General features: G+C 30.4%; 24 protein-coding genes. 10 read left to right on the top strand and 14 right to left on the bottom strand.

The genetic code is table 11. The features are described 5' to 3' along the window. Positions 1-20: 20 nt before the first annotated feature. Positions 21-3,374 carry a transcription-repair coupling factor gene (mfd, locus tag AC1XJX_RS06355; RefSeq protein ID WP_482003132.1) on the bottom strand — a complete coding sequence of 1,118 codons (3,354 nt, stop codon included), beginning with the start codon at positions 3,372-3,374 and terminating at the stop codon, positions 21-23. A 256-nt stretch (positions 3,375-3,630) separates the two neighbouring features. Between mfd and AC1XJX_RS06350 the strand changes: the two genes are divergently transcribed. Beyond that, a complete protein-coding gene (locus AC1XJX_RS06350; RefSeq protein ID WP_482003131.1) occupies positions 3,631-4,062 on the top strand; it encodes a tellurite resistance TerB family protein in 432 nt (143 codons plus the stop codon). Positions 4,063-4,109: 47 nt separating this feature from the next. Here AC1XJX_RS06350 and AC1XJX_RS06345 read toward each other — a convergent pair whose 3' ends face one another. The 6 genes from AC1XJX_RS06345 to metG form a co-directional block, all read right to left on the bottom strand. Further along, the gene (locus AC1XJX_RS06345) at positions 4,110-6,233 is read right to left on the bottom strand and encodes a Tex family protein (RefSeq protein WP_482003148.1); all 2,124 of its coding nucleotides are present in this window, start codon (positions 6,231-6,233) and stop codon (positions 4,110-4,112) included. Between the two features lie 92 nt (positions 6,234-6,325). Then, positions 6,326-6,712 carry a cupredoxin domain-containing protein gene (locus tag AC1XJX_RS06340; RefSeq protein ID WP_482003130.1) on the bottom strand — a complete coding sequence of 129 codons (387 nt, stop codon included), beginning with the start codon at positions 6,710-6,712 and terminating at the stop codon, positions 6,326-6,328. A gap of 57 nt (positions 6,713-6,769) precedes the next feature. Further along, complete coding sequence (locus tag AC1XJX_RS06335; protein ID WP_482003129.1) at positions 6,770-7,318, bottom strand: carboxymuconolactone decarboxylase family protein; 549 nt, start codon at positions 7,316-7,318, stop codon at positions 6,770-6,772. Positions 7,319-7,445: 127 nt separating this feature from the next. Then, positions 7,446-7,604 (bottom strand): hypothetical protein, encoded by a 159-nt coding sequence (locus tag AC1XJX_RS06330; protein ID WP_482003128.1) that lies wholly within the window; start codon positions 7,602-7,604, stop codon positions 7,446-7,448. A gap of 91 nt (positions 7,605-7,695) precedes the next feature. Next, positions 7,696-8,538: a helix-turn-helix domain-containing protein gene (locus tag AC1XJX_RS06325; RefSeq protein ID WP_482003127.1), complete on the bottom strand. Its 843-nt coding sequence runs from the start codon at positions 8,536-8,538 to the stop codon at positions 7,696-7,698. Between the two features lie 54 nt (positions 8,539-8,592). Further along, positions 8,593-10,686 carry a methionine--tRNA ligase gene (gene metG / locus AC1XJX_RS06320; protein ID WP_482003126.1) on the bottom strand — a complete coding sequence of 698 codons (2,094 nt, stop codon included), beginning with the start codon at positions 10,684-10,686 and terminating at the stop codon, positions 8,593-8,595. A 38-nt stretch (positions 10,687-10,724) separates the two neighbouring features. On the opposite strand from metG, the gene AC1XJX_RS06315 reads away from it, so the two are divergent. Beyond that, positions 10,725-11,744, top strand: coding sequence for a S66 peptidase family protein (locus AC1XJX_RS06315; protein ID WP_482003125.1), 1,020 nt, complete (start codon positions 10,725-10,727; stop codon positions 11,742-11,744). On the opposite strand, the gene AC1XJX_RS06310 is transcribed toward AC1XJX_RS06315, so the two are convergent. Continuing rightward, a complete protein-coding gene (locus tag AC1XJX_RS06310; protein WP_482003124.1) occupies positions 11,741-12,334 on the bottom strand; it encodes a hypothetical protein in 594 nt (197 codons plus the stop codon). The genes AC1XJX_RS06315 and AC1XJX_RS06310 overlap by 4 nt on opposite strands. A gap of 9 nt (positions 12,335-12,343) precedes the next feature. Beyond that, on the bottom strand, positions 12,344-12,919 hold the full coding sequence (locus AC1XJX_RS06305; RefSeq protein WP_482003123.1) for a YceI family protein: 576 nt from the start codon (positions 12,917-12,919) through the stop codon (positions 12,344-12,346). 132 nt (positions 12,920-13,051) lie between these two features. On the opposite strand from AC1XJX_RS06305, the gene AC1XJX_RS06300 reads away from it, so the two are divergent. Then, positions 13,052-13,897, top strand: a complete 846-nt coding sequence (locus AC1XJX_RS06300; protein WP_482003122.1) for a helix-turn-helix domain-containing protein — start codon at positions 13,052-13,054, stop codon at positions 13,895-13,897. A gap of 478 nt (positions 13,898-14,375) precedes the next feature. On the opposite strand, the gene AC1XJX_RS06295 is transcribed toward AC1XJX_RS06300, so the two are convergent. Then, positions 14,376-15,152: a TerB family tellurite resistance protein gene (locus AC1XJX_RS06295; RefSeq protein WP_482003121.1), complete on the bottom strand. Its 777-nt coding sequence runs from the start codon at positions 15,150-15,152 to the stop codon at positions 14,376-14,378. 120 nt (positions 15,153-15,272) lie between these two features. Between AC1XJX_RS06295 and AC1XJX_RS06290 the strand changes: the two genes are divergently transcribed. The 5 genes from AC1XJX_RS06290 (at position 15,273) to AC1XJX_RS06270 (ending at position 18,686) form a co-directional block, all read left to right on the top strand. After that, complete coding sequence (locus AC1XJX_RS06290; protein WP_482003120.1) at positions 15,273-15,683, top strand: BrxA/BrxB family bacilliredoxin; 411 nt, start codon at positions 15,273-15,275, stop codon at positions 15,681-15,683. Positions 15,684-15,795: 112 nt separating this feature from the next. Next, on the top strand, positions 15,796-16,194 hold the full coding sequence (locus AC1XJX_RS06285) for a hypothetical protein (RefSeq protein WP_482003119.1): 399 nt from the start codon (positions 15,796-15,798) through the stop codon (positions 16,192-16,194). Between the two features lie 24 nt (positions 16,195-16,218). Then, positions 16,219-16,956 (top strand): lysophospholipid acyltransferase family protein, encoded by a 738-nt coding sequence (locus AC1XJX_RS06280; protein WP_482003118.1) that lies wholly within the window; start codon positions 16,219-16,221, stop codon positions 16,954-16,956. 9 nt (positions 16,957-16,965) lie between these two features. Next, positions 16,966-17,958: an acyl-ACP desaturase gene (locus AC1XJX_RS06275; RefSeq protein WP_482003117.1), complete on the top strand. Its 993-nt coding sequence runs from the start codon at positions 16,966-16,968 to the stop codon at positions 17,956-17,958. A gap of 68 nt (positions 17,959-18,026) precedes the next feature. Beyond that, positions 18,027-18,686, top strand: coding sequence for an HD domain-containing protein (locus AC1XJX_RS06270; protein ID WP_482003116.1), 660 nt, complete (start codon positions 18,027-18,029; stop codon positions 18,684-18,686). 12 nt (positions 18,687-18,698) lie between these two features. Here AC1XJX_RS06270 and AC1XJX_RS06265 read toward each other — a convergent pair whose 3' ends face one another. Both AC1XJX_RS06265 and AC1XJX_RS06260 read right to left on the bottom strand, forming a co-directional pair. Beyond that, positions 18,699-18,875: a hypothetical protein gene (locus tag AC1XJX_RS06265; RefSeq protein WP_482003115.1), complete on the bottom strand. Its 177-nt coding sequence runs from the start codon at positions 18,873-18,875 to the stop codon at positions 18,699-18,701. Positions 18,876-18,880: 5 nt separating this feature from the next. Beyond that, complete coding sequence (locus AC1XJX_RS06260) at positions 18,881-19,753, bottom strand: AraC family transcriptional regulator (RefSeq protein WP_482003114.1); 873 nt, start codon at positions 19,751-19,753, stop codon at positions 18,881-18,883. Positions 19,754-20,364: 611 nt separating this feature from the next. Between AC1XJX_RS06260 and AC1XJX_RS06255 the strand changes: the two genes are divergently transcribed. Further along, a complete protein-coding gene (locus tag AC1XJX_RS06255) occupies positions 20,365-20,964 on the top strand; it encodes a hypothetical protein (protein WP_482003113.1) in 600 nt (199 codons plus the stop codon). A gap of 168 nt (positions 20,965-21,132) precedes the next feature. Then, positions 21,133-23,028 carry a response regulator gene (locus AC1XJX_RS06250; protein ID WP_482003112.1) on the top strand — a complete coding sequence of 632 codons (1,896 nt, stop codon included), beginning with the start codon at positions 21,133-21,135 and terminating at the stop codon, positions 23,026-23,028. 26 nt (positions 23,029-23,054) lie between these two features. On the opposite strand, the gene AC1XJX_RS06245 is transcribed toward AC1XJX_RS06250, so the two are convergent. After that, complete coding sequence (locus tag AC1XJX_RS06245; RefSeq protein WP_482003111.1) at positions 23,055-23,837, bottom strand: enoyl-CoA hydratase/isomerase family protein; 783 nt, start codon at positions 23,835-23,837, stop codon at positions 23,055-23,057. Positions 23,838-23,840: 3 nt separating this feature from the next. Then, positions 23,841-24,269, bottom strand: a complete 429-nt coding sequence (locus tag AC1XJX_RS06240) for a hypothetical protein (RefSeq protein WP_482003110.1) — start codon at positions 24,267-24,269, stop codon at positions 23,841-23,843.

Below are 24,269 nucleotides of genomic sequence, written 5' to 3'. Positions count from 1 at the left end.
TATTATATATTAACTAATAATTAAGCCAAAATAGGCTGCAAAGTATTTAATGCTTTTTTTACAGATTTAATATTGTCAAAACTTAACATTAATCTTAATCCATTTCGTGTTTGCTTTTCTTTCATCTTACATTCGTTCGGATGAGATTGCACATATTGTAAGACTTTTGTGAAATTAGCACTTAGATAAAAATTACTCTTTTGGTCGTTTATAAAATAACCAATAAGTTTGCCTTGCTTCATTATAATTTTTTCAAATCCAATTTTAGTGGCTAACCACTTTATATGGACACTATTAAGTAAATCAGTCACTTCTTTTGGCAATTCCCCAAAACGGTCAATTAATTCTGTTTCAAAGGTATGCAATTCTACCTCTGTTTTTAAATTATTTAATTGTGTGTACAAATTCAAACGTTCAGCAATATTATTTACGTAACTGTCTGGAAACAATAATTCAAAATCGCTATCAATAGTAACATCTTTAACATATACTTTATCAGCCTGATCTTCATTATACAAATCTTTAAACTCATTTTCTTTGAGTTCTTCTATAGCTTCATTTAATATTTTCTGATAGGTATCAAAACCAATCTCATTTATAAAACCACTTTGTTCACCACCTAATAAATCGCCCGCACCTCTAATTTCTAAGTCTTTCATGGCAATATTAAAACCACTACCAAGTTCTGTAAACTGTTCTAAGGCTGTAATGCGTTTTCTAGCATCATCTGTCATTGCTGAATATTCTGGTGTAATAAAATAACAAAATGCCTTTTTATTACTTCTACCAACTCGCCCTCGCATTTGATGCAAATCGCTCAGTCCAAAATTATTAGCATTATTTATAAAAATCGTGTTAGCATTCGGCACATCCAATCCGCTTTCTACAATAGTTGTACTTACTAAAACATCAAAAGCGCCATCCATAAATGCCAACATGAGCTGTTCTAATTTTTTTCCATCCATTTGTCCATGGCCAATACCAATTTTAGCATCCGGCACTAAACGCTGAATCATGCCTGCAACTTCTTTAATATTTTCAATTCGATTATGAATAAAGAAAATTTGACCTCCACGTTCAATTTCATAACTCACCGCATCACGAATAGCTTCTTCGTTAAAACGAATAACATGACTTTCAATAGGATATCTGTTAGGTGGGGGTGTGGTAATTACCGATAAATCCCTAGCTGCCATTAAACTAAACTGTAGCGTTCGTGGTATTGGAGTAGCAGTTAAGGTTAACACATCCACATTATCTTTTAGAGTTTTTAACTTTTCTTTTACTGCAACTCCAAATTTTTGCTCTTCATCAACAATTAAAAGTCCTAAATCTTTAAACTTTACATTTTTATTAACCAATTGGTGAGTCCCGATAATAATATCAACCTTACCTTGTTCCAAACCTTCTAGCGTTTCGCGTTTTTCTTTGGAGGTTCTAAAACGGTTTAAATAATCAACCGTTACAGGAAACTCCTTTAATCGTTGAGAAAATGTTCTAGAATGCTGATATGCTAAAATAGTTGTTGGCACTAAAACGGCTACTTGCTTTCCGTTATCAACGGCTTTAAAAGCAGCCCGAATTGCGACTTCAGTTTTACCAAAACCAACGTCGCCACAAACCAATCTATCCATTGGGCGATCGCTTTCCATATCTGCTTTTATATCTGCAGTCGCTGTACTTTGGTCTGGTGTGTCTTCATAAATAAAAGAGGCTTCCAATTCATGTTGCATGTAACTATCTGGATTGTATTGATAGCCTTTTTCCGTTTTACGTTTTGCATATAATTTTATGAGATTGAAAGCAACGTGTTTAACACGTGCTTTGGTTTTCTCTTTTAAGGTTTTCCAAGCATTACTCCCTAGTTTGTAAATTTTAGGTGGTTTACCATCTTTACCATTAAACTTAGTGATTTTATGTAATGAATGTATACTTAAATACAACACATCGCGCTCGCCATAAACTAGTTTTATGGCTTCTTGTTTTTTACCTTCTACATCTATTTTTTGTAAACCTCCAAAACGCCCAATACCATGATCGATGTGTGTTACATAATCCCCTACATCTAAATTGGTTAGTTCTTTTAAAGTAATAGCTTGCTTTTTAGCGTAACCATTTTTAACATGAAACTTGTGATAGCGCTCAAAAATTTGATGGTCTGTATAACATACAATTTTATTGTCGTGATCTATAAAACCTTGATGTAAAGAGCGTATAACAGTGTTATATGGTTTAACTTCCAGATGAGAATCGTCAAAAATATCATGAAAACGTTTGGCTTGTTGCTCACTTACACAAGCTATATAATTGGTGTACCCTCTATCATGATTGGTGTTTAAATCTTCAATTAATAAATTGAATTGCTTATTGAATGATGGTTGAGGTGTGGTGTTAAATGCTATTGATTTGGATGTTTCGACTGCGCTCAACATGGCAGACGAATTACCAAACTCTACAATTGAAAAATCTAAAAATTGTTTTTTCAATAATTCTGAATCGCAAAATAATTCATTAGGTTGTGCATGTTTAATTTCGGAAGAAAGCGTTTTAAAAGCATCTTCTGCTTTGCCATAAAAATCATCAATTCTTGCAAAAAGCAAATCGGCATTCTTTAAACAAATAACTGTTTTTTGAGCTATATACTTTAAAAAACTTTGTCTGCTTTCTTGCAACATTTTGTTCGCAACATTGGGAATGATATTTATTTTTTTAATTTGCTCTACAGATAGTTGTGTTTCCACATCAAAGGTTCTTATACTATCTACCTCTTCTCCAAAAAACTCAATACGATATGGTTGGTCATTAGAAAAAGAAAACACATCTACTATCCCACCACGAACTGAAAACTCCCCTGGTTCAGTAACAAAATCAACACGTCTAAATTGATATTCAAATAATACTTCATTTATAAAATCGATAGATAAGTTATCGTTAACAGAAACTTTTAAAGTATTGCGTTCCAACTCTTTTCTAGTAACAACCTGCTCAAAAAGAGCATCTGGATAAGTAACAATAATAGCTGGTTTTTTTTGAGAATTGAGACGATTTAAAACTTCGGCTCGCAATAACACGTTAGCATTATCAGTTTCTTCAATTTCGTATGGCCTCCGGTAACTGCCTGGATAAAACAAAACATCTTTGTCTCCACACAATAGCTCTAAATCGTTTAAATAAAAAGCAGCCTCTTCTTTATCATTAAATACAATTAAAAAAGGCTTATCTGTTTCTTTAAATATGGTTGAAATTACAAATGAAAATGAAGAGCCAACAAGTCCTTTTAAGTATATTTTATTTTGAGTTTGGGCAACAGCTTTTTGAAGATTTTGCACTTGCAAAGCCTTGGCGTAGGTTTGAGAGAGTGAAGTTTTACTCACCTAATTTTGTTTTGAGTTGCAAATATAAGGTTTGATATTCTTTTTTTAATGTTTTAATTTAAATTCATACTTTTTTTATAATTTGATTTACACAAGTTATTAGCATTAGGGGTGGAAGTGAAAATCCTTATGATTCTGCAAAAGATTGAAACGAAAAGCCCTACAATCTTTAAGCACGGAAATGACTAAAAAAATAAATTTTCATTTAAGTTATTGTAAAAAAATATGTAGGTTTGTATCTCTAAAAAAAGGATATATGTCGTTTTCAGATTTGTTTGATAGTGGTTTTAAAAAGCGTAATGAAGATCATTTTGCTGCTATTGTACGTGTTGCCATGGATGATGGTGTTATTAGTGAAGAAGAAAAAGCGTTTTTAAAGAGATTAGCACGAAATTTAGATATTAGTGATGATGATTATGATATAATTTCTAAAAATTACAAGTCACATCCTATCAACCCTCCAGTTGAATATGACAAACGCTTAGAACGATTATATGATTTAGTTCGAATGGTACACGTCGATCAAATAAAAGGAGATTCTGAGCACAAGCTTTTAAATAAAATAGGTGTTGGTCTTGGCTTTCATGCAATTAATGTAAGATATATTGTTGACAAAGCATTAAGCATTGTAAGTTCTGGTGCAGACTTAGATACTTTTATTTACGAAATTAAACATATGAATCAGTAAAACTATTATTGTATTCACAGAAAAGCGAACCCTTGAGTTCGCTTTTTTTATTTATGCAATTTTAATTGAATCCGCTTTCGCGGAATATCAACCTCTAAAACTTTAACTATTATTTGTTGATGCAAACTCACATGTTCATTCACTTCTTTTACAAAACTATCCGATAAATTAGAAACGTGTATTAAGCCACTTTCTTTTATTCCGATATCAACAAAACAACCAAAATTAGTAATATTATTTACAATTCCAGGCAGCAATTGCCCTTCGTGTAAATCATTAATTGTTTTAATATTTTGATTAAAAGTAAACACTTTGGCTTGCTCTCTAATATCTAGTCCTGGTTTTTCTAGTTCGCTAATAATATCTTGAAGCGTAGGCAAACCAACAGATTTTGTGATGTATTTTGTTAACTCAATACCTCCAAGTATGGTTTTATCACCAATTAAGTCTTCTACAGATTTACCTAAATCTTTAGCCATTTTCTCAATAAGCGTATAACTTTCTGGATGTACAGCAGAATCATCTAATGGATTTTTAGCAGATCTAATTCTTAAAAATCCTGCACCTTGCTCGAAAGCTTTACTGCCCAGACGAGGTACTTTTTTAATGTCATTTCTTGAAGCAAAAGCCCCATATTCATCACGATAATTTACAATGTTTTCTGCAAGTTTTGGTCCAATGCCTGATACGTAACTCAACAAACTTGTGCTTGCTGTATTGATATTTACACCAACGGCGTTTACACAACTTTCCACAACAATATCTAATTGTTTTTGGAGTTTTGTTTGATCGACATCATGTTGGTATTGGCCAACGCCAATTGATTTAGCGTCAATCTTAACCAATTCCGCTAAAGGATCTTGAAGACGTCTCCCAATTGAAACACTACCCCGAACAGTAACATCATAATTTGGAAACTCTTCTCGAGCAATTTTAGAGGCAGAATAAATACTTGCACCTGCTTCACTAACCACAAATACTTTAATGTCGTGTTTAAAATGGATTTTCCTTATAAACGCCTCCGTTTCGCGAGACGCAGTGCCATTTCCAATGGCAATCGCATCAATTTTATAAGCTTCGGATAGCGAACTAATTTTTTTCATCGCACCTAAACTATCGTTTTTTGGCGGATGAGGATAAATAGTTTCATTATATAATAATCCACCTTGTGCATCTAAACAAACCACTTTACAACCTGTTCTAAAACCTGGGTCGATGGCTAAAATTCGTTTTTCTCCCAAAGGAGAACCTAATAAAAGCTGTTTTAAGTTTTTAGCAAATACCGTTATTGCAGATTCATCGGCTTTATCTTTAGCTAGTTGTAAAGCTTCGTTACTTAATGATGGTAATAATAAACGTTTATAGGCGTCTTTAATAGCTATTTGAATCTGTACTGAACACGTATTATTACTTTTAATAATTTTATTCTCTAAATAATCTATAGCACGTTCATCATCAATTGCAATTTTGACTCTAACAAAACCTTCCTTTTCTGCCCTTAAGATGGCTAATAATCGGTGAGAAGGGATTCTGCTTAAACTTTCTTCCCAATCAAAATAATCTCTAAATTTTTGAGCGTTTTCATCTTCTACTTTTGTCTTTACCACTTTAGTGGAAATCATAGCAAAACGATCTAACTGGTTTCGAATGTTATTTCGAACGTCTGTGCGCTCATTAATCCATTCAGCAATAATATGTCGTGCACCTTCCAAAGCATCATCTATTGAAGCTATATTTCCCTTTATATACTTAAATACTAAAGATTCCAGATTGTTAACATTTTGAGACATGATGCTTTTTGCCAAAGACTCTAAACCGTTTAGTCTTGCAGTTTCGGCTTTAGTTTTTTTGCTTTTTTTGAAGGGTAAGTATAAATCTTCAAGAGTTGTTAAATCTTGTGTAGCTTCAATTTTTTGTTTCAGCTCAGTTGTTAACGCATTTTGTTCATCAATAGCTTTTAAAATGCCTACTTTACGTTTTTCTATGGCTTCAAAAAGTTCTTTATATTTAACAATCTGGCCTATTTGAACCTCATCTAAGTTATCTGTTGCTTCTTTACGGTAACGAGAAATAAAAGGTATGGTGCAATCTTCGTTTAATAAAGCAATAGTGTTTTTTATTGATTGATCTTTAATATTTGTTTGAGAAAAAATATAGGCTACCAGTTGCATCATAATTAAATAAAATAATAAACGAATGTAATAAAAACAAAAAAGGTTATCCTAACAAGAATAACCTTAATTACTATTAATCAATTAGAAAACTACTTAACTGTAAGTGTGTATTGAGGTGTTGGATTTAGCGGGCAGAAATATATATATTCGCCTTTTGCTAATTTTGTAGCATTTGTTTTTTGAGTTTCACCATCTTTAGCAACAGCAATTACGTAGGCTGTTTTAATATGGTTTTCTGGTTTGCTAGCGTCATCCCCTTTTTTTACTAAAACTAAACCTACTTCTTTTGCAGCATGATTGTTTGATACTTCAAATACATAAGTGCCTTCACTTACTGTTAACGCTTTTTGAACAAATTCACCTTTAGTTTGCTCTAAAGAAATGGTTTTTACTGCCTTATTCATCATTTTGTCTTGTGCATTTGAATTTAATGTAAATGCTAGTGTGATTACTAAAATTGAAATAACTCTTTTCATAGTTTTAAATTTTATGAGCTTAATGCTCTGTTTATTAATTTTTATTAATTTTTATTTTTATACTAATAATGTTTGTAGTGGTTGAGCTAGTGGAAAGTCTACAGGTACTTGTGTGGTACTGTGAACGTAGTTTGAAATTGTTTTATCTCCTACTAAAGAAATGGTATCGATTAAATTTCCTTTAGAATATCCTGCATTGAAAAAGTTTTTTAAGACCTCTGCATCTGTTCTACCTCTATTTTCTGTAATATTTCTAGCTAATCTTGCTAAAGCATCTAATTTATTATCGAAAGATGCTTGTCCTGCTCTTAGTTCCAAAATTTGATCGTCTGAAAAACCATTCATTTTACCTATTGCGGTGTGTGCAGATAAACAATAAATACAGTTATTCACTTCACTTACTGCCAAGTTTACAACTTCTTTTTCTTTAGAAGTTAAAGAAGTTTTTGCATTTGCGAAATTTAAATAGTTTTCTAAAGCAGTATCACTATTAGCATAAGTTGCAAATAAATTTGGTACAAATCCTAAAGCTTTATTTAAATTATCGAAAATAACTTGGTTGTTTTCGCTTACTTGGTCTCTTGTTGGTACATTAAATGTGCTCATAATTTTTATTTTTAATATGATTTTACTGTTTGTTATTAGTGATACAAAAGTGCAACTGTTATAAAATTTACACCATGTAGTTTATTCCTTTTAGCTTGTCAATTTTTCCCTTATTACTTATACCTATTTAGTTAGAAGCAATATGAGGTCTTTCAGCATCACAATAAAAATCTGAAATATGATTTTGATCGCAATGTGTTTTTGGAGTAATAGTATTTAATATTTCTTTTCTTTTTCCTCTATATATTTCAATTAGATTGAAAATGGATATGTGTTTTAAATTCATGACTTTGTTTTTTTAATTGTTCGGTACAAAGATGAATTAAAATAGAAGGTGATAAAATGGTGGAATCGCCTTAGTACTTGTCAATTTTTCCCTAAAATGCTTTTTGGAGTTGTTTCTTGAAGTCTGAAGGAGATAATGCAGTATATTTTTTGAATAATCTACTTAAATGTGAAGCGTCTTCAAAACCAACTTCGTATGCAATTTCTTTAGCGGTTTTATCAGTATAAATTAATAACCGTTTAGCTTCAAGGATAATGCGCTCATGAATAATTTGTAATGGACTAGTATTTAACTTAGCAAAAGTATTAGATAAGGTTTTAGGCGATTTAAATAATTTATCTGCATAGAAAGACACACTATGCTCCATTTTAAAATGTGTTTCTACTAACATATTAAACTCGCGCAACATATCGATTTTTGAGCTTTTTTGGGTTTCTTTATACCCTTCTTTAGCTTTTAATAAACGTGTACATATTATGATAAAACGCGCCATTAACATACGCAACATTTCTGCTTGAATATTATCTTTAGTTTTTAACTCGTCAACAAAAACTTCAAACAACATATTAAATTTTCGTTGCTCTTCTATATTAAGATTTATAATTGGAATATGTACGTTTCCAAAAAATAATAAACCCGCACAACTTACTTCTTGATCATGATCTTTTATGCAATAAAACTCTCTATTGAATTGATATACTAATAAATCTTCACCAGAAATAAACTGAAAATACTGTACAGTAGTTAATACCAAAATACTATTAGGCTGAATATAATAGGGTATATTATCAACCATAATTTCAGCTTTAAAATTACCTGTCTGTATAAAAGTATATAAATCAGGTTGTTTTGCCAATTTGTAGGGTTGTAGGATTTCTTCATCTCCTATTTTAAGAATAGCATTTGTAGAAAACTCAGTAAATGTTTTTTGCATAGAATCTTTGTCTGAATCTTTTTTAAAACATTACAGAACATGATTTTATTAATCTTAACTTACATACAATCCGTTTGCAACTTTAGAATCGTCTGGATTTACAAAAACCAATTTTCCTTCAGGAGTCTCAGTCATCAAAATCATCCCCTGACTTTCCACACCACGTAATGCTCTAGGAGCAAGATTTACCAAAACGGTTACCCTTTTTCCAATTACTTCTTCTGGCGTAAAACTCTCTGCAATTCCTGAAACTATAGTTCGCACATCTATGCCTGTATCTACTTTTAAAACCAACAGTTTTTTGGCTTTTGGCATTTTTTCGGCCTCCAAAATCGTACCCACTCGGATATCTAATTTAGAAAAATCTTCAAAAGAAATAGTCTCTTTTTGAGGTTCTGCTTTTTTATTTGCAGCTTCATTAGCTTTTTTACTCGCTTCTAACTTATCCAATTGAAACTGGATGGTTTCATCTTCAATTTTAGCAAACAATAATTCTGCTTCTGCTATTTGATGACCAGATGTAAGTAATACGTCTTTAGTACTAACTTCGTTCCAAGATGTTTGGTCTGCACTTAATGAAATATTCAGAATGTTTTTAAGCTTAATAGAAGTAAATGGTAAAAATGGTTCACTCAATGTAGCTAAAGCTGAAGCTAGTTGTAACGCCACATACATAATGGTCTTTGGGCGTTCTTCATCTACTTTAATCACTTTCCAAGGCTCCGCATCTGCTAGGTATTTATTTCCTAAACGCGCTAAATTCATAAGTTCTTGACCCGCTTCTCTAAAACGGTAACGCTCAATAGAACTCGCTATCACATCAGGATACGCTTTTACAGCTGCTAAAGTTTCTTTATCTACTTCTAAAAAAGTAGCTGGTTTTGGAACTTCTCCTTGATAATATTTATTAGTTAATACCACAACACGATTGATGAAATTCCCAAAAATAGCTACCAACTCATTGTTGTTTCTTGCTTGAAAATCTTTCCAAGTAAAATCGTTATCCTTAGTTTCTGGCGCATTTGCTGTTAACACATAACGCAAGACATCTTGTTGCCCTGGAAACTCTTTTAAATATTCAGGCAACCAAACTGCCCAATTTTTTGAAGTAGAAAGTTTATTCCCTTCTAAATTTAAAAACTCATTTGCAGGCACATTATCTGGCATGATATAACTGCCTTCTGCTTTAAGCATCGCCGGAAAAATGATACAGTGAAATACAATATTATCTTTTCCTATGAAATGAACCAATTTAGTGTCTTCATCTTTCCAATAAGGCTCCCAATCTTTACCTTCGCGTTTGGCCCATTCTTTGGTTGATGAAATGTAACCAATTGGAGCATCAAACCAAACGTAAAGCACTTTACCATCTGCGCCATTGGCAGGTACAGGAATTCCCCAATCTAAATCTCTTGTTACTGCTCGAGGGCGTAATCCATCGTCAATCCAAGATTTAACTTGTCCATAAACGTTAGGTTTCCAATCTTTTTTGTGCCCTTCTAAAATCCATTCTTTTAAAAAGACTTCATATCTATCTAGTGGTAAAAACCAGTGTTTTGTTTCTTTTAAAGTTGGCACATTACCTGTTAATGCCGATTTTGGGTTTATTAAATCAGTTGCGTTTAAACTCGTACCACACTTTTCACATTGGTCACCATAAGCTTCTTCATTGCCACATTTAGGGCAAGTTCCTGTAACAAAACGGTCTGCTAAAAACTGATTAGCTTCTTCATCATACAATTGTGCTGTTATTTCCTCAACAAACTCCCCTTTTTCATTTAAAATTTTAAAGAATTCTGAAGCTGTTTCATGATGAATTGGTGCTGAAGTACGGGAATAATTATCAAAAGAAATTCCAAAATCTTCAAATGAATTTTTAATGATAGCATGATATTTATCAACAACATCTTGAGGTGAAACACCTTCATTTTTTGCTTTGATTGTGATAGGAACTCCGTGCTCATCACTACCACCAATAAGAATCACATCTTTACCAATTAAACGTAAATAACGTGCATAAATATCTGCTGGAACATAAACACCGGCTAAATGCCCAATGTGTATGGGCCCGTTTGTATAAGGAAGCGCAGTGGTAATTGTATATCTTTTTGGCATTTTGGTTTCTTTTAAAGGCGTAAAAGTACACATTTTGAGTACGATTTAGAAAAAAAATGTACATTTACATCATGTCTAAACACCTACTTACATTAAGCCTTATTTATGTTGTTTTTTTCTTTGGAATAAAACCTATTTCAGCGCAAGCTACCCTAACCGAAAATGAAAATATGACTTTAAAAAAACCACCATATCTAAAAACTGGAGATACCGTTGCTATTGTAGCACCATCTGGTGTTTTAAAAAACCGAACTAATGAAGTTGAGCAAGCCAAAAAATTACTAAATAGTTGGGGCTTAGAAGTTGTATTTGGAAAGCATGTTTTTAACCAAGCTAATCATTTTGCAGGAACGGATGCTGAGCGATGTGAAGATTTTCAAAAGGCTTTAGACGATCCTAAAATTAGTGCCATTTGGTCTTCCAGAGGCGGCTACGGTACCGTTAGGATTTTAGATAAATTAGATTATTCAAAATTCATAAAAAACCCTAAATGGATTATTGGTTATTCAGATATTACCGCACTTCACAACCAAATTCATAATGAAGGTGTAGAAAGTATTCATGCTATGATGTGTACAAGTTTACAGGATGATTTAAGTAGTATTGAAGAAACGGTTTCAACATTTAAAGATGCTATTTTTGGGAACTCGTTAAGTTATACTTTAAAAGGTTCGAATTACAACAAAACTGGAGTTGCTGAAGGCCAGCTTGTTGGTGGTAATTTAACGATGCTTCATACTATGTTAGGCTCTAAAACATCTATTGATACTTTTGGGAAAGTACTTTTCATTGAAGAAATTGGTGAATATAAATATCATATTGACAGGATGTTACAGAGCTTAAAACGTGCCGGATATTTTGATAATTGTAAAGGTGTGATTGTTGGTGATATGTCTAAACTTAGAAAAAATACAACCCTTTGGGGTACTTCCATTGAGCAACTCATTTTAGATGCTTTATCTGATTATGATTTCCCAATTGCTTTTAATATGCCGGCAGGACATGAAAAAGATAATCGCGCTTTAATTTTAGGGAGAACTATTGAGTTAAAAGTAACCAGTGGGCAGTCTTCAGTTGTTTTTAAAAATTAATTATAACAAGCCGTTTCAATAAGTTTTACTGATTTTAAAGTTTCCCAGACATCATCCATAAATTTTTTAGGTGAAAATCTAAAAACAATTAATGCCTTATTTTCTTTTTCACAATAAAAACTTTCTACAAGTACATGCAATGTAATGGGTTCTTTGGTGAAACGGGTATCAAAAGTTTTTACCTTCCCTTTAAAATACAAAGTGTCATTTGACACTTCATTTTTAATAAATACAGCTTGTGATTTTTGTACTTTTTCTTCATTAATTTTAAAATAATCAAGTCCCATTAAACCATCAAAATAAAATTGTAAATCGCTTTCCAATTCTTTTTCTGTTATTTCTTTTTTTTCATTTACGCTCCAAACCCAAACGTATGACCAAAATTCTGGACTAGCTTGTTTTGCCCAACCTCGTGGAAAACGTAAATCTTCAAAACCTTCATAAATAATCTCTGGAGCAAAACGCAAAGGGAATTTTATAATTTCTTTTGACCAAGTGTTTTCTGAATTTAAAATAGATGAGATTTCTGTTTCTTGAGTAAAACCAAATATTGAAAAGGTTACGAGTAATGATAGTATAATGTTTTTCATAATATATATTTATAAACTTAGTTTAACTTCAAACCCAATGGCATCAGAGATAATACCATCTTTTAACTTTCCTTCAATTTCTTTGGAATTGTAATTGATGTTCCAACGTGTGCGGTCTATTTTAAATTTTGTTATCATTTGTGCTTTTTCATAATCAACCTCAGCTTGAAAATCAACAGGGTTTGTTACGCCTTTTATGGTAAGATTTGCATATATTTTCATGTGTTTATTATCATGATACTTAACGTGAGAAATCACTAGTTTTGCTATTGGAAATTTTTTAACATCAAAAAAGTCTTCATTTTTTAAATGATCAACTAACCCCTCTTTACCTTCTTCATTCTCAATATCTAAATTTTTAATGGTATCCATATCTATAATAAATTCACCTCCAGTTATAACTTCATTAGTTTTAATAAAATAACCTTCTTTAAATGTTACAATGCCATTATGTCCATTAAAATAGAAGGCATAATCTGCAGTCCATTTAATGTCACTTTTTAATATATTAATTTCTAGTTGTTCTTGAGAAAAAGACATTAGAGAACACATAGTAACTGCAAGTAATAAAATACTTTTCTTCATAATTTTTTTGATTTTAGTGGTTTTTTTATTTGGTAAAACTAGGTTGAGAGGAAAAATATTATGTCAAAAAAATGTGAAAGAAGTGTCAACAGATGTAAAAATTCACTTATTTATAGTTTATTTACTAGTATTATGAAAAACCGAATTAAATCTAACTTATTAACCCTATTTATAATTTTAATTATCAACTCGTTATTAACTTGTGCAAAAGATGATTCATTTTCTCAAGTTTCTAAAATAGCGCTCAGAGATTCTGGAAATAAACTATTGCTATCAAATAATGATTCTATTTCTTTAATATTACCCATTTCTGAAATTGAAAAAAACGAATACCTCTTAAGCTTTAAAAACCAATTAACGTTTGAACCAAACACCTTGGTTTTAATCATAAAAGAAAGTTTTAAAAAAGTAAATTTACCAACAAACTATCGAGTTGAAGTTATTAAATGTGATGATAGCGAAGTAGCTTACAGCTATGAAATTAATAATGATGAAGAAAAAAGCATTATCCCTTGCTCTGGAAGAGTATTGCCTTTTAATTGTTATTTCATTAGAGTGATATTTATTAATCAGGAGTCTATCTTTTCAAAAAATTATTTAACCTTATTAGCCATTATAATATTAGGTTTTGTATTTCTATATAAATATCAAAAGAAGAAAAAAATAGAAACTGAAGACTTAACATTCTCTAAAATTGGCACATACAAATTTTATAAAGATCAAAATAAACTCATAAAAGATACTATAGAAATAAAGCTTTCTGCTAAAGAATGCGAACTTATGGCTATGTTTAGCTCAAATCAAAATAAGGTTATAAAACGAGAACTTATTGTGAAAGAGATTTGGGAAGATAATGGCGTTTTTGTAGATAGAAGTTTAGATACTTTTATTTCAAAGCTTCGTAAAAAATTTAAAAACGATCCCACTATAAATATCATAAATATTCATGGTGTGGGTTATAAATTAGAGGTTAACTAAACTCCAAGCTGATACAAATGATGATCTAAATGCTTGTAAAAAAATGATTACATTATTTTTAATGATAATTTTCCGAAAGAATGTGACGGGTTGTTATCAAAATATGATGCTACCAAATTTTGGGTTTTAGTTATAAAATCTATCTATCTTGCTTTTTCTTCTATAAAGTTTTTAGAATCCGAACTAATAAATTCTGGTGCAGTTCTGCCATTTTTCTTATGAGGTTTTTCGCTTACTACAAAAGGTTTTACAATAGCTTTTAGCAAAAAAAAATAAAAGCATTAGGTCTTTTGTGCTTGGTTCCGTAAATCATCTCATAGGTCACATTACAATGTACCAACATCTGGTCAACACTCATTTTACTCCATTGAGGTTTTGCATAAGCATCTAGTTTATTAATCTGTCGATAATAGCATTTGTTTCACTTAAATCTAAATATTCCTCATATTTCCTATTTTTTGAAACAACAAAATACAAATTAAAATCCTCTTTCTTTCTGTAATTGCTCATAAGCAGCTTGTACTTGTCTAAATTTTTCTTCAGCACCCTCCTGATGTTCCTTTCCTAAATGAATAACTTTATCTGGATGATATTTTTTTGCCATAGTTCGGTAAGCCTTTTTGATATCATCAACTGATGCACTTTTTTCAATTTCTAATATTTTGTGTGCATTATAAGAACTATTATAAAACATAGCTTTGATACTTTCGTAATCACGAGAACTAATCCCCAAATAACCAGCCATCGTATAAATTTGGCGTTCTTCATCTTCGGTAACAGTACCATCTGCTTTAGCGATACCAAATAAAAAATGTATTAGTTGTAAACGTGACGGATGATCCATCATTTGCTTAATCTGTAAACAAACTTGTCGTATAGAAATATTATTTTGATTATTAATGCCTTTAAACAATTTAAAAGCATGATTAGCACGCTCTTTTCCATACATATTTACAAATTGTTGTCGCACAAAATCAAGCTCTAGTTGGTCTTGCTTACCATCTGCTTTTATTACAATGGATGCTAGAATCAGGAGACTTACCTCAAAATCTCCTGATTGTGTTTGTGGGCGTTCTTGCTTTCTATAACTTGTACTTCTTCTACTTTGTGTACGTTGACCTTCACCAAGAAATGGACTATTTTCCCCCTCTGATACAGAGTCAATTAAACTTCCAATAGCTAGACCAATTATGGCGCCAATTGGACCGCCAAACGACCATCCTAAAGCGCCACCAATCCATTTTGAGAAACTCATACTTTAATAAATTTTAATTATGGGTAAATATAATATTTGTTAGTTGATTGCATCACGAATTTGTTACACAATTGGTATCTTTGCAACAATAAAAATTGTTAATTATTAAAATTTAAAGATATGTATCCAGCAGAATTAGTGAAACCAATGCGCGAAGATTTAACCAAAGTTGGTTTTTTAGAATTACATACAGAAGAAGCAGTGGATGCTGCTATAGCTAAAGAAGGTACTACGCTAGTAGTTGTAAATTCAGTTTGTGGATGTGCTGCAGCTAATGCGAGACCAGGTGCTAAAATGAGTTTGCAAAACGCAAAAAAACCTGACCATATCGTAACTGTTTTTGCAGGTGTTGATAGAGAAGCAGTTGATGCTGCTCGTAGTTACATGATTCCGTTTCCTCCAAGCTCTCCAAGTATGGCATTATTTAAAAACGGTGAATTAGTACATATGCTTGAGCGTCATCATATTGAAGGTAGACCTGCGGAGTTAATTGCTGAAAACTTAGTAGATGCTTATAATGAGCATTGTTAAGCCACGCTTCAAATTAAAAAATTAAAATAAAAACCACGATATATTCGTGGTTTTTTTATGGTCTTACGCAACCTATTTAAATTTTTTACATCTCATAAAAAAACCAGTAAAAATGAAAAAGCCAATTTTTAAAATTCTTTTAGTTCCTATTTGTTTATTATTATTTTCTACACAATGTGAAGAAGATATAGTACCGCTAACAATTGATGATGAACAACAAGAATTGACTATTTTGAAAACTGAAATTGAAAATCTAGCTAGTGCTTCAATTTGTGGTGATACTTTTGAATGTAAATTTATTGGCTTAGGTAGTAAACCTTGCGGTGGTCCAAGGAGTTACTTGGTTTACTCTACCTCAATAAATTTTGAAGAATTAGAAAATTTAGTTGATGCTTACAATCAAAAAGAATCTGAATTCAACACAAAATGGGAAATCGTTTCAGATTGTGCTACTACAAATACACCAACAAGTATATCTTGTGAAAATAACACTTGTATAGCTGTGTATTAAAAGGAGATTTTTTATTTTTGCGACATGCAAAAATTATTAGCTTACCCTCTAACCATTATTTATCTCCTTTGTTTTTTTATAACACTGCTTATTTTTCATCCAATCCAATGGTTTTGTTTTAATGTTTTTGGATATAAAGCTCATAAAAATAGTGTTGATATTCTGCAAGTTTGTTTAATGCGATGTGCTCATATTTTAGGCACTCGATTTACATTTAATAATCCACATCAAATAGATAGAAACCAACCAATAATTGTAGTTGCTAATCATCAAAGTTTACATGATATTTATCCCTTAACTTGGTTTATTAGAAAACAGCATCCAAAATTTATTAGTAAAATAGAATTAGGTAAAGGTATTCCTAGTGTTTCATATAATTTACGCCATGGCGGAGCAGCATTAATAGATAGAAAAAACCCCAGACAATCTTTACCAGCACTCATGAAATTTGGGGAATATATTGAGAAAAACAAATATGCAGCTGTTATTTTCCCAGAAGGAACTCGTACTAAAAATGGTGAACCAAAACCATTTCAAACTAAAGGTTTAGAAATTTTATTTAAAAAAATACCTTCTGCTTTAATTGTACCAATTTCAATAAATAATTCATGGAAAATGTATCAGTATGGTAAATTCCCAATGGGAATAGGCACTCATATTACATTTACAGTACACAAACCTATAAAATTAGCTACATTTGTAGATAAAGAAAACTTAATTAGTAGTATTGAAACCACTATTAAAAAACATATACACCCATAAAACATATTTATGTCGTTAAAAAATGTAAGATTAGAAGTAATGCAATTTTTGGAAAAAGATGTAGATGCTTTAATTGAAAAATACCTAATACCCATAGAAAAAATATGGCAACCTACCGATTTTTTACCAAATTCTGAAGGTGATAATTTTTTTGAAGAAGTAAGAGAGATTAGAGAACTTTCAAAAGAATTACCCTATGATTTTTGGGTAGTTTTAGTTGGTGATATGATTACAGAAGAAGCACTACCTACTTATGAATCTTGGCTGATGGATGTTGAAGGTATAGACCAAGTTGATAAAGAAAATAGTTGGGGAAAATGGGTGCGTCATTGGACGGGTGAAGAAAATAGACATGGGGATGTGCTTAACAAGTATCTTTATTTATCAGGTCGTGTTAATATGCGCGAAATAGAGAAAACCACTCAATATTTAATTGCTGATGGATTTGATATTGGAACCGATAGAGATCCCTACAAAAATTTTATTTACACAAGTTTTCAAGAACTAGCTACTTATATTTCTCACAATCGTGTTGCTAAAATAGCTAAAAAACATGGCAACAAACAATTAGGTAAAATGTGTCAGATAATTTCTGGTGATGAAATGCGACACCATAACGCTTATTCTGAATTTGTAGAACGAATTTTTAAAGTAGATCCAAATCAAATGATGATGGCTTTTCATGATATGATGAAACGTAAAATTGCGATGCCAGCTCACTTTTTAAGAGAATCTGGAAACCAAATAAGCACAGCTTTTGAAGAATTTTCTAATACAGCACAACGTATAGGTGTTTATACCTCAAACGATTATGTAGATATTTTAGATAAGCTTATTAAACGTTGGGAGATTGATAAAATTACCAATCTAAATGACGAAGCAGAAAAAGCTAGAGATTATTTGATGAAATTACCTGAAAGAATGTATCGTTTATCTGAGCGAATTAAAATCCCAGAAAATTCTTTTCAATTTAAATGGGTAGAACCTGCAATAATCAAATAGAAACATATTTTTATTCAATTTATAAATTAATTCCTTTCCAAACCGAAAGGAATTTTTATTTTTAACCTATGCATAATTCAGAAGAAATAATTGATAAAGCCATTATCTTTGTAAAAGAAATACTTGAAAATGCTGAAGGTGGTCATGATTGGTTTCATATTGAACGTGTTTATAGAAACACTTTATTAATTGCTAAAACAGAACCTGTTGATAAATTTATTGTATCTCTTGGCGCCTTATTACATGATATTGCAGACAGTAAATTTTATAATGGCGATGAAACTATTGGCCCAAAAATAGCTCGTGAGTTTTTATTTGAACTTAATCTCGATTCTAAGGTTATAGAACATGTTATTAATATTATAAAACATATTTCATTTAAAAATTCATTAGAAAAAAATTCAAATTTTACTTCAAAAGAACTTGAAGTTGTTCAAGATGCAGATAGATTAGATGCTATTGGTGCAATTGGTATTGCTCGTTGTTTTAATTATGGTGGTTTTAAAAATAGAACTCTCTACAATCCAGATATAAAACCAAACCTAAACATGAGCAAAACTGAATATAAAAATTCAACAGCTCCTACAATTAATCATTTTTACGAAAAATTACTGCTTCTAAAAGATAAAATGAATACAAAAACAGGCAAACAAATAGCTTTTGAGAGACATACTTTTATGGAAAAATATCTTGTGCAATTTTATAAAGAGTGGAAAGGTGAAAAATAATTATTTTAAACTCTAATTTTCTTTAGCCACCTCTAAAGCGGTAAGCTTATATTCTAAAACTGCCAGTTCTTTACCGCTTTGTATAATTTGATCTACTGATAAATTACTATTAGAATTTATAAAATCAACTATTACACTAATCTTAATGGAGTAGTAATTTATTGTTTTATCAATTTTATTTTCGTCCATATATATTATTGAATAATATGTTTTATTTCTTTTCTGTAATTTGAAGCGCTTTTTCCTGTAATTTCATTAAACTGTTTATTAAAATGAGAAAAATTATTGAAGCCACATTCAAAACAAATATCTGCAATACTCATCTGGCTTTCATTTAAAAGCTTTGTTGCATGAACTACTCGGTATTCGTTTACCAATTGTGTAAATGTTTTACCTGTAGTTTTTTTGAAATATCTACAAAATGCAGGTACCGTCATACTTACTTTATCTGCTATTTCGTCTAAGGTAATATGTTGCTGAAATTTAGCATTTACATATTTGTAAATAATATTAATTTTATTACTATCTTGTGGATTGGTTTCTAAGGCTATCCCATCTGCGTTTAATAAAGTGTAATCTTCGGTATTAGCTAAGTAATTTAATATTTCCAAAAATTTTAACACCCTTTCTAAACCTGAATGTTGTAAAAGGGTATTTATTTTAGAACCTAGTATAGCTTTTGTATCAATTCCAAATCTTAATCCTTTTTTAGCCCTATCAAATAAAGCAGACACATTAGCCATTTCTGGAATATTAATAAAATCATTACCTAAAAAATCAGACTTAAATTGAACAGTAGTTTCTGTTCCGTTAGCGGTTAATCTATCTGTGAAACCATTGTGAGGAAGATTAGCACCAATTAAAATAAGCTGACTATTATTAAAATAAGATAAATGATTACCAATATGAGTTTTACCTTGGCCTTTATTTACATATACAAGCTCCAATTCAGGATGAAAATGCCAAAAAGCATTATTTTTATCAACTTGTTCTGCATGTTGTTTTACCAAAATGGAACTACCAAAACTAGGACTTAATTTTTCTAAGGTAGGTTTCTTAATAATCATAACTGGGGTTTATGCAAATTTAAAATATATTATTCTTACAAACTGTGTTTTTTTGCTCAAATTGTATGTTATTTTGTCTTAACATAGTGTTAACATTAATTTAACGGTTAAAATAGCATATAAATAAGTCAAAATTGATGTTTTATACACTCGATTACTAAATTATCTTTGTAGTGTTAATCATTATGAAATTAATTTATAAGTAACCTAATTAAAATAATCTTTAAAATACTTTAGTGGTAGTAGTATTCACAGATTTATTAGGTATCAAGAATAAAGTAAAAATATACTCTTAATTATAGAGTGACGAAATTCATTAATAATTAGTTTAATGTCTTATTTAGTTTAGTTGGTAAAAGTGAGCTGTGGTGGCTCACTTTTTTTTTGCTAAATTTTTACTTGCATATAACTTAAAAAGAGCGCAATTAGATTGATAAAACTTAGTTATTAAACATTATGATTATTTGACAATAATATATGCTTTATTAACTTAAAAATTGTTTAGTATTTAAATAATAGGTAAAATAACATATAAATATATTAAAATCCATGTTTTATAATGTGCAAATAGCATCTATATTTGAAGTGTTGAACGTTAAAAAAACCAAATCATGAAAAATGTAATTAAACACTTAAAAAAAGGAATCTTATTGGTAACCATGTTAACTACCATTTATAGTTTCGCAAATGAATCTTCATTTTATTCTATAAAAAATGATACTAAAAAAACGTCTTTAACCTTAAACAATGTAAAAAAAGGAAACATATTATCAATCATAGATATTAACGGCATCATATTATACAAAGAAGTTATAGAAAATTCAGGTATATATAGTAAAGGATTTGATTTGACTTATTTACCAGATGGCTTTTACACTTTTGAGTTAGATAAAGACTTAGAGATTAAAACTATCCCATTTACAGTAAACTATAACAATGTTGTTTTTAATAAAAAAGAAGAAAAAACAATCTTTAAACCATATACAAGGGTAAAAGATGATTTTGTTTACATCTCTAAACTTGCTTTAAATAATGACCCTTTAAAAATTGAAATATACTTTTTAAACGATTATGATTACGAGCTTGTTTATACTGAAAAAGTAATAAATACAAAAAATATTGAAAAAACGTATAAACTAACTGGATTAAAAAAAGGTGATTATAAAATTGTTATTGAAACGGAAGGAAAAACTTTTACAAAAAACATATAATATTAAAACATCAACATTATTAGCAAAGTGGATTTTTACAATCCACTTTTTTATTGTAAAAATTTTTAATTTACATTAAAACTCATATTTATAGTTAAAACTATTATTATTAGTTATCTTTATAGTATTATAGATTTTACTTAATGATAATTAGATTTATCTATAGATATGGAGAATAGTAACCAAAACTATATTCATAAACGCTTTTTCGAGCTATCACTTGAATTAATTTTCATAGCAGATTTTCACGGGTATTTTAGATATGCCAATCCTTCATTAGAAAAATTTTTAGGCTACTCAACAGAAGAATTACTTGCAAAAGATTTTGTAGAACATATTCATCCTAATGATTTAAAAAAAACTGAAAAAATTTTATTCAATTTATCAAAAGGAAGGAATACACTTGTATTTGAAAATAGATATATCTGTAAAGATGGATCAATAAAAAATATCAAATGGACAGCAACACCCATAATTGAAGAAGGCATTATTTATGGTATTGGAAAAGAAATTACCGAGCAAAGTTTAACTGAAAATAACAAATATGAAAACGACATAAGTTATTCGGATCTTTTTAAAACGATGTCGGTTAACTTTATGCTTAATGAGTTAATAATTGATGACAATGGAAAAGTAATAGACCATTATTATCGGGATGTTAACCCAGCTTTTACGAAATTAGTTGGGAAGCTTAGAAACGAGATAATTAATAAACGAGGAAAAGAACTTTTCAAAATTGATGATTATTGGTTAGATATTTTTGAAAAAGTTAATAAAACTGGAGACCCAATAACCTACCAAAACCTTAGCAGTGAGATGAATAGATACTACACTATTCATGCGTGGAAAGTAAAAGAGGGCTTAATAGCTGTAGCTTTTAGTGACATTAATGAACAAAAGGAATTTGAAAATAAATTAATAAAGTCTAAAGAAAAAGCTGAAGAATCTGATAGTTTAAAATTAGCATTTCTTGCTAATATGAGCCATGAAATTCGAACTCCAATGAATGGAATTCTTGGATTTACTGATTTATTAAAAGAAAAGAAAGTTTCAGGTGAAGACCAACTAAAATTTATCGACATTATTGAAAAAAGCAGCAATAGAATGCTTAACACTATTAATAATATTGTTGATATTGCTAAAATTGAATCAGGACAAGTTAAAATTTCAATTTCAAAAATTAATTTAAATGAATTATTAGACGAGCTACTGGACTTTTTCTTGCCTGAAGCTAGAAAAAATAAATTGTCAATTTCCTATACAAAGGAAGTATCTAACAAGAGAGCCATTTTTAAATCTGATAAAGAAAAAATAAATTCTATACTAACAAACTTAATCAAGAACGCGATTAGATTTAGTACATCAGGTCATGTGGACTTTGGATATCATATTAACGAGGATAACAAAAAAAAAGAAATCGAATTTTTTGTATTTGACACCGGAATTGGAATTCCTTTAAAAAGACAAGAAGCCATTTTTAATCATTTTGTTAAAGCCGATATCGAAGATGTACAAGCCTTTGAAGGTTCTGGCTTAGGTTTATCGATTTCAAAAGCTTATGTTGAAATGTTAGGTGGGAAAATTTGGGTAGAAAGTAAAGAAGGGGTTGGTTCTAAATTTTATTTCACAGTGCCTTATCACATGGAGAATTCAATAAATGAAGAAAATGATGAGGTTTCTTCTAAAGCAGAATTATCAATAACAAAGCAATTAAAAATACTTATAGCTGATGATGATGAGGTTGGAGTTGCCTTTTTAATAGAGGTGCTTAAAACCCACGCAAAAGAACTTTTAATTGCAAATACAGGAAAAGAAGCTGTGAAAATTTGTAAAGAAAACCCAGATATTGATTTAATTTTAATGGATATTAAAATGCCTGAAATGAATGGTTATGAGGCTACTAAACAAATACGAGCCTTTAATAAAAATGTATACATTATTTCACAAACAGCATTTGCACAAGTTGGAGATAGAGAAAAAAGTCTTAAAGCTGGCTGTAATAACTACATTTCAAAACCAATAGTAAAAGAAAAATTGTTGGAGCTAATTTCTAATCACTTTTAAAAATTTTTTAAATAATTAGTATAATATTAACTACCAGTAAAATCTGCTTTTCTCTTTTGTAAAAAGGCTGTAGTACCTTCTTTAAAATCATCCGTTCCAAAACACTTACCAAATTCATTTATTTCAACGCCATAGCCATTAATACCATCTGTAAAATTAGCATTTACTGCCTTAATTACTGAACTTATAGCAACACTTGAATTTCGAGAAATCTTGGAAGCAATCTTTTCACAAAGTGGAATTAATTCTTCAAGAGCAGTAATATGATTTACCAAGCCATAAGTTAACGCTTGGTTTGCATTTATCATGCCTGCTGTCATTATCATTTCCATAGCACGACCTTTACCAACCAACTGCGGCAAGCGTTGTGTACCACCATATCCAGGGATAACACCTAAAGACACTTCTGGCAAGCCTAGTTTTGCGTTATCACTAGCTACTCTAAAATGGCATGCCATAGCTAATTCTAATCCACCACCTAAGGCAAAGCCATTAACTGCAGCAATTACAGGTGTAGATAAATTTTCAATGAAATTAAATAACATCTCTTGGCCTTTTGCAGCTAATACTGTGGCTTCCTCAATATCAAAATCGGCAAATTCACTAATATCTGCTCCAGCAACAAATGCTTTATCACCACTACCTGTTAAGATAATTACTTTTGTACTTTTATCTTTATCAGCTTCGTAAAAAGCGTCATGCAACTCCTCAATAGTCTCTTTATTTAGAGCATTTAATTTATTTTCACGATTAATGGTAATTGTAGTAATACCATTATTTGCTTGAAATAATATGTTGTTAAATTTCATAAGTTATTGTTTAAATAATTCTAATCCTTTAATATAAAATAAATCTGATTCATAAAAACGTAAAGCAGTGTTTACTACTTTATCGGTTTTATCTCTAGGTGATTTGGTAATATATCGAGCTTTAGAATTTGTGAAATTAATTTTATAAACGTCATCCATTTCTGTATTTTTATCCGTGTAGAAAAAAACAAGATTTCCTTCCGCTTGCCAAGTCCCTTTACCATAAAATTTTTCAGCACTATTCGCTTTTGAAATAGCTGAGATATCTCTAAAAAAATGGTACAAAAATGTGCCATCCTCATTTAATGTAAGCGTCCAATTCAATTTTGTTCCATCAGAATGTTTATGGTTATTATCAATTATATAAACGCCTGCTTGTGTAAAGACGTGGCTTGAAATAAAAAAAATTAAGACAAAAAATAGTTGTTTCAT

The organism is Flaviramulus sp. (assembly GCF_982512915.1).
This window is presented reverse-complemented; position numbering and strand designations above follow the sequence as displayed.

Coding starts and splice junctions, on each gene's coding strand:
- AC1XJX_RS06350 (WP_482003131.1), top strand. CDS start 3,631: ATGTCGTTTTCAGATTTGTTTGATAGTGGTTTTAAAAAGCGTAATGAA.
- AC1XJX_RS06345 (WP_482003148.1), bottom strand. CDS start 6,233: ATGCAACTGGTAGCCTATATTTTTTCTCAAACAAATATTAAAGATCAA.
- AC1XJX_RS06340 (WP_482003130.1), bottom strand. CDS start 6,712: ATGAAAAGAGTTATTTCAATTTTAGTAATCACACTAGCATTTACATTA.
- AC1XJX_RS06335 (WP_482003129.1), bottom strand. CDS start 7,318: ATGAGCACATTTAATGTACCAACAAGAGACCAAGTAAGCGAAAACAAC.
- AC1XJX_RS06330 (WP_482003128.1), bottom strand. CDS start 7,604: ATGAATTTAAAACACATATCCATTTTCAATCTAATTGAAATATATAGA.
- AC1XJX_RS06325 (WP_482003127.1), bottom strand. CDS start 8,538: ATGCAAAAAACATTTACTGAGTTTTCTACAAATGCTATTCTTAAAATA.
- metG (WP_482003126.1), bottom strand. CDS start 10,686: ATGTGTACTTTTACGCCTTTAAAAGAAACCAAAATGCCAAAAAGATAT.
- AC1XJX_RS06315 (WP_482003125.1), top strand. CDS start 10,725: ATGTCTAAACACCTACTTACATTAAGCCTTATTTATGTTGTTTTTTTC.
- AC1XJX_RS06310 (WP_482003124.1), bottom strand. CDS start 12,334: ATGAAAAACATTATACTATCATTACTCGTAACCTTTTCAATATTTGGT.
- AC1XJX_RS06305 (WP_482003123.1), bottom strand. CDS start 12,919: ATGAAGAAAAGTATTTTATTACTTGCAGTTACTATGTGTTCTCTAATG.
- AC1XJX_RS06300 (WP_482003122.1), top strand. CDS start 13,052: ATGAAAAACCGAATTAAATCTAACTTATTAACCCTATTTATAATTTTA.
- AC1XJX_RS06295 (WP_482003121.1), bottom strand. CDS start 15,152: ATGAGTTTCTCAAAATGGATTGGTGGCGCTTTAGGATGGTCGTTTGGC.
- AC1XJX_RS06290 (WP_482003120.1), top strand. CDS start 15,273: ATGTATCCAGCAGAATTAGTGAAACCAATGCGCGAAGATTTAACCAAA.
- AC1XJX_RS06285 (WP_482003119.1), top strand. CDS start 15,796: ATGAAAAAGCCAATTTTTAAAATTCTTTTAGTTCCTATTTGTTTATTA.
- AC1XJX_RS06280 (WP_482003118.1), top strand. CDS start 16,219: ATGCAAAAATTATTAGCTTACCCTCTAACCATTATTTATCTCCTTTGT.
- AC1XJX_RS06275 (WP_482003117.1), top strand. CDS start 16,966: ATGTCGTTAAAAAATGTAAGATTAGAAGTAATGCAATTTTTGGAAAAA.
- AC1XJX_RS06270 (WP_482003116.1), top strand. CDS start 18,027: ATGCATAATTCAGAAGAAATAATTGATAAAGCCATTATCTTTGTAAAA.
- AC1XJX_RS06265 (WP_482003115.1), bottom strand. CDS start 18,875: ATGGACGAAAATAAAATTGATAAAACAATAAATTACTACTCCATTAAG.
- AC1XJX_RS06260 (WP_482003114.1), bottom strand. CDS start 19,753: ATGATTATTAAGAAACCTACCTTAGAAAAATTAAGTCCTAGTTTTGGT.
- AC1XJX_RS06255 (WP_482003113.1), top strand. CDS start 20,365: ATGAAAAATGTAATTAAACACTTAAAAAAAGGAATCTTATTGGTAACC.
- AC1XJX_RS06250 (WP_482003112.1), top strand. CDS start 21,133: ATGGAGAATAGTAACCAAAACTATATTCATAAACGCTTTTTCGAGCTA.
- AC1XJX_RS06245 (WP_482003111.1), bottom strand. CDS start 23,837: ATGAAATTTAACAACATATTATTTCAAGCAAATAATGGTATTACTACA.
- AC1XJX_RS06240 (WP_482003110.1), bottom strand. CDS start 24,269: ATGAAACAACTATTTTTTGTCTTAATTTTTTTTATTTCAAGCCACGTC.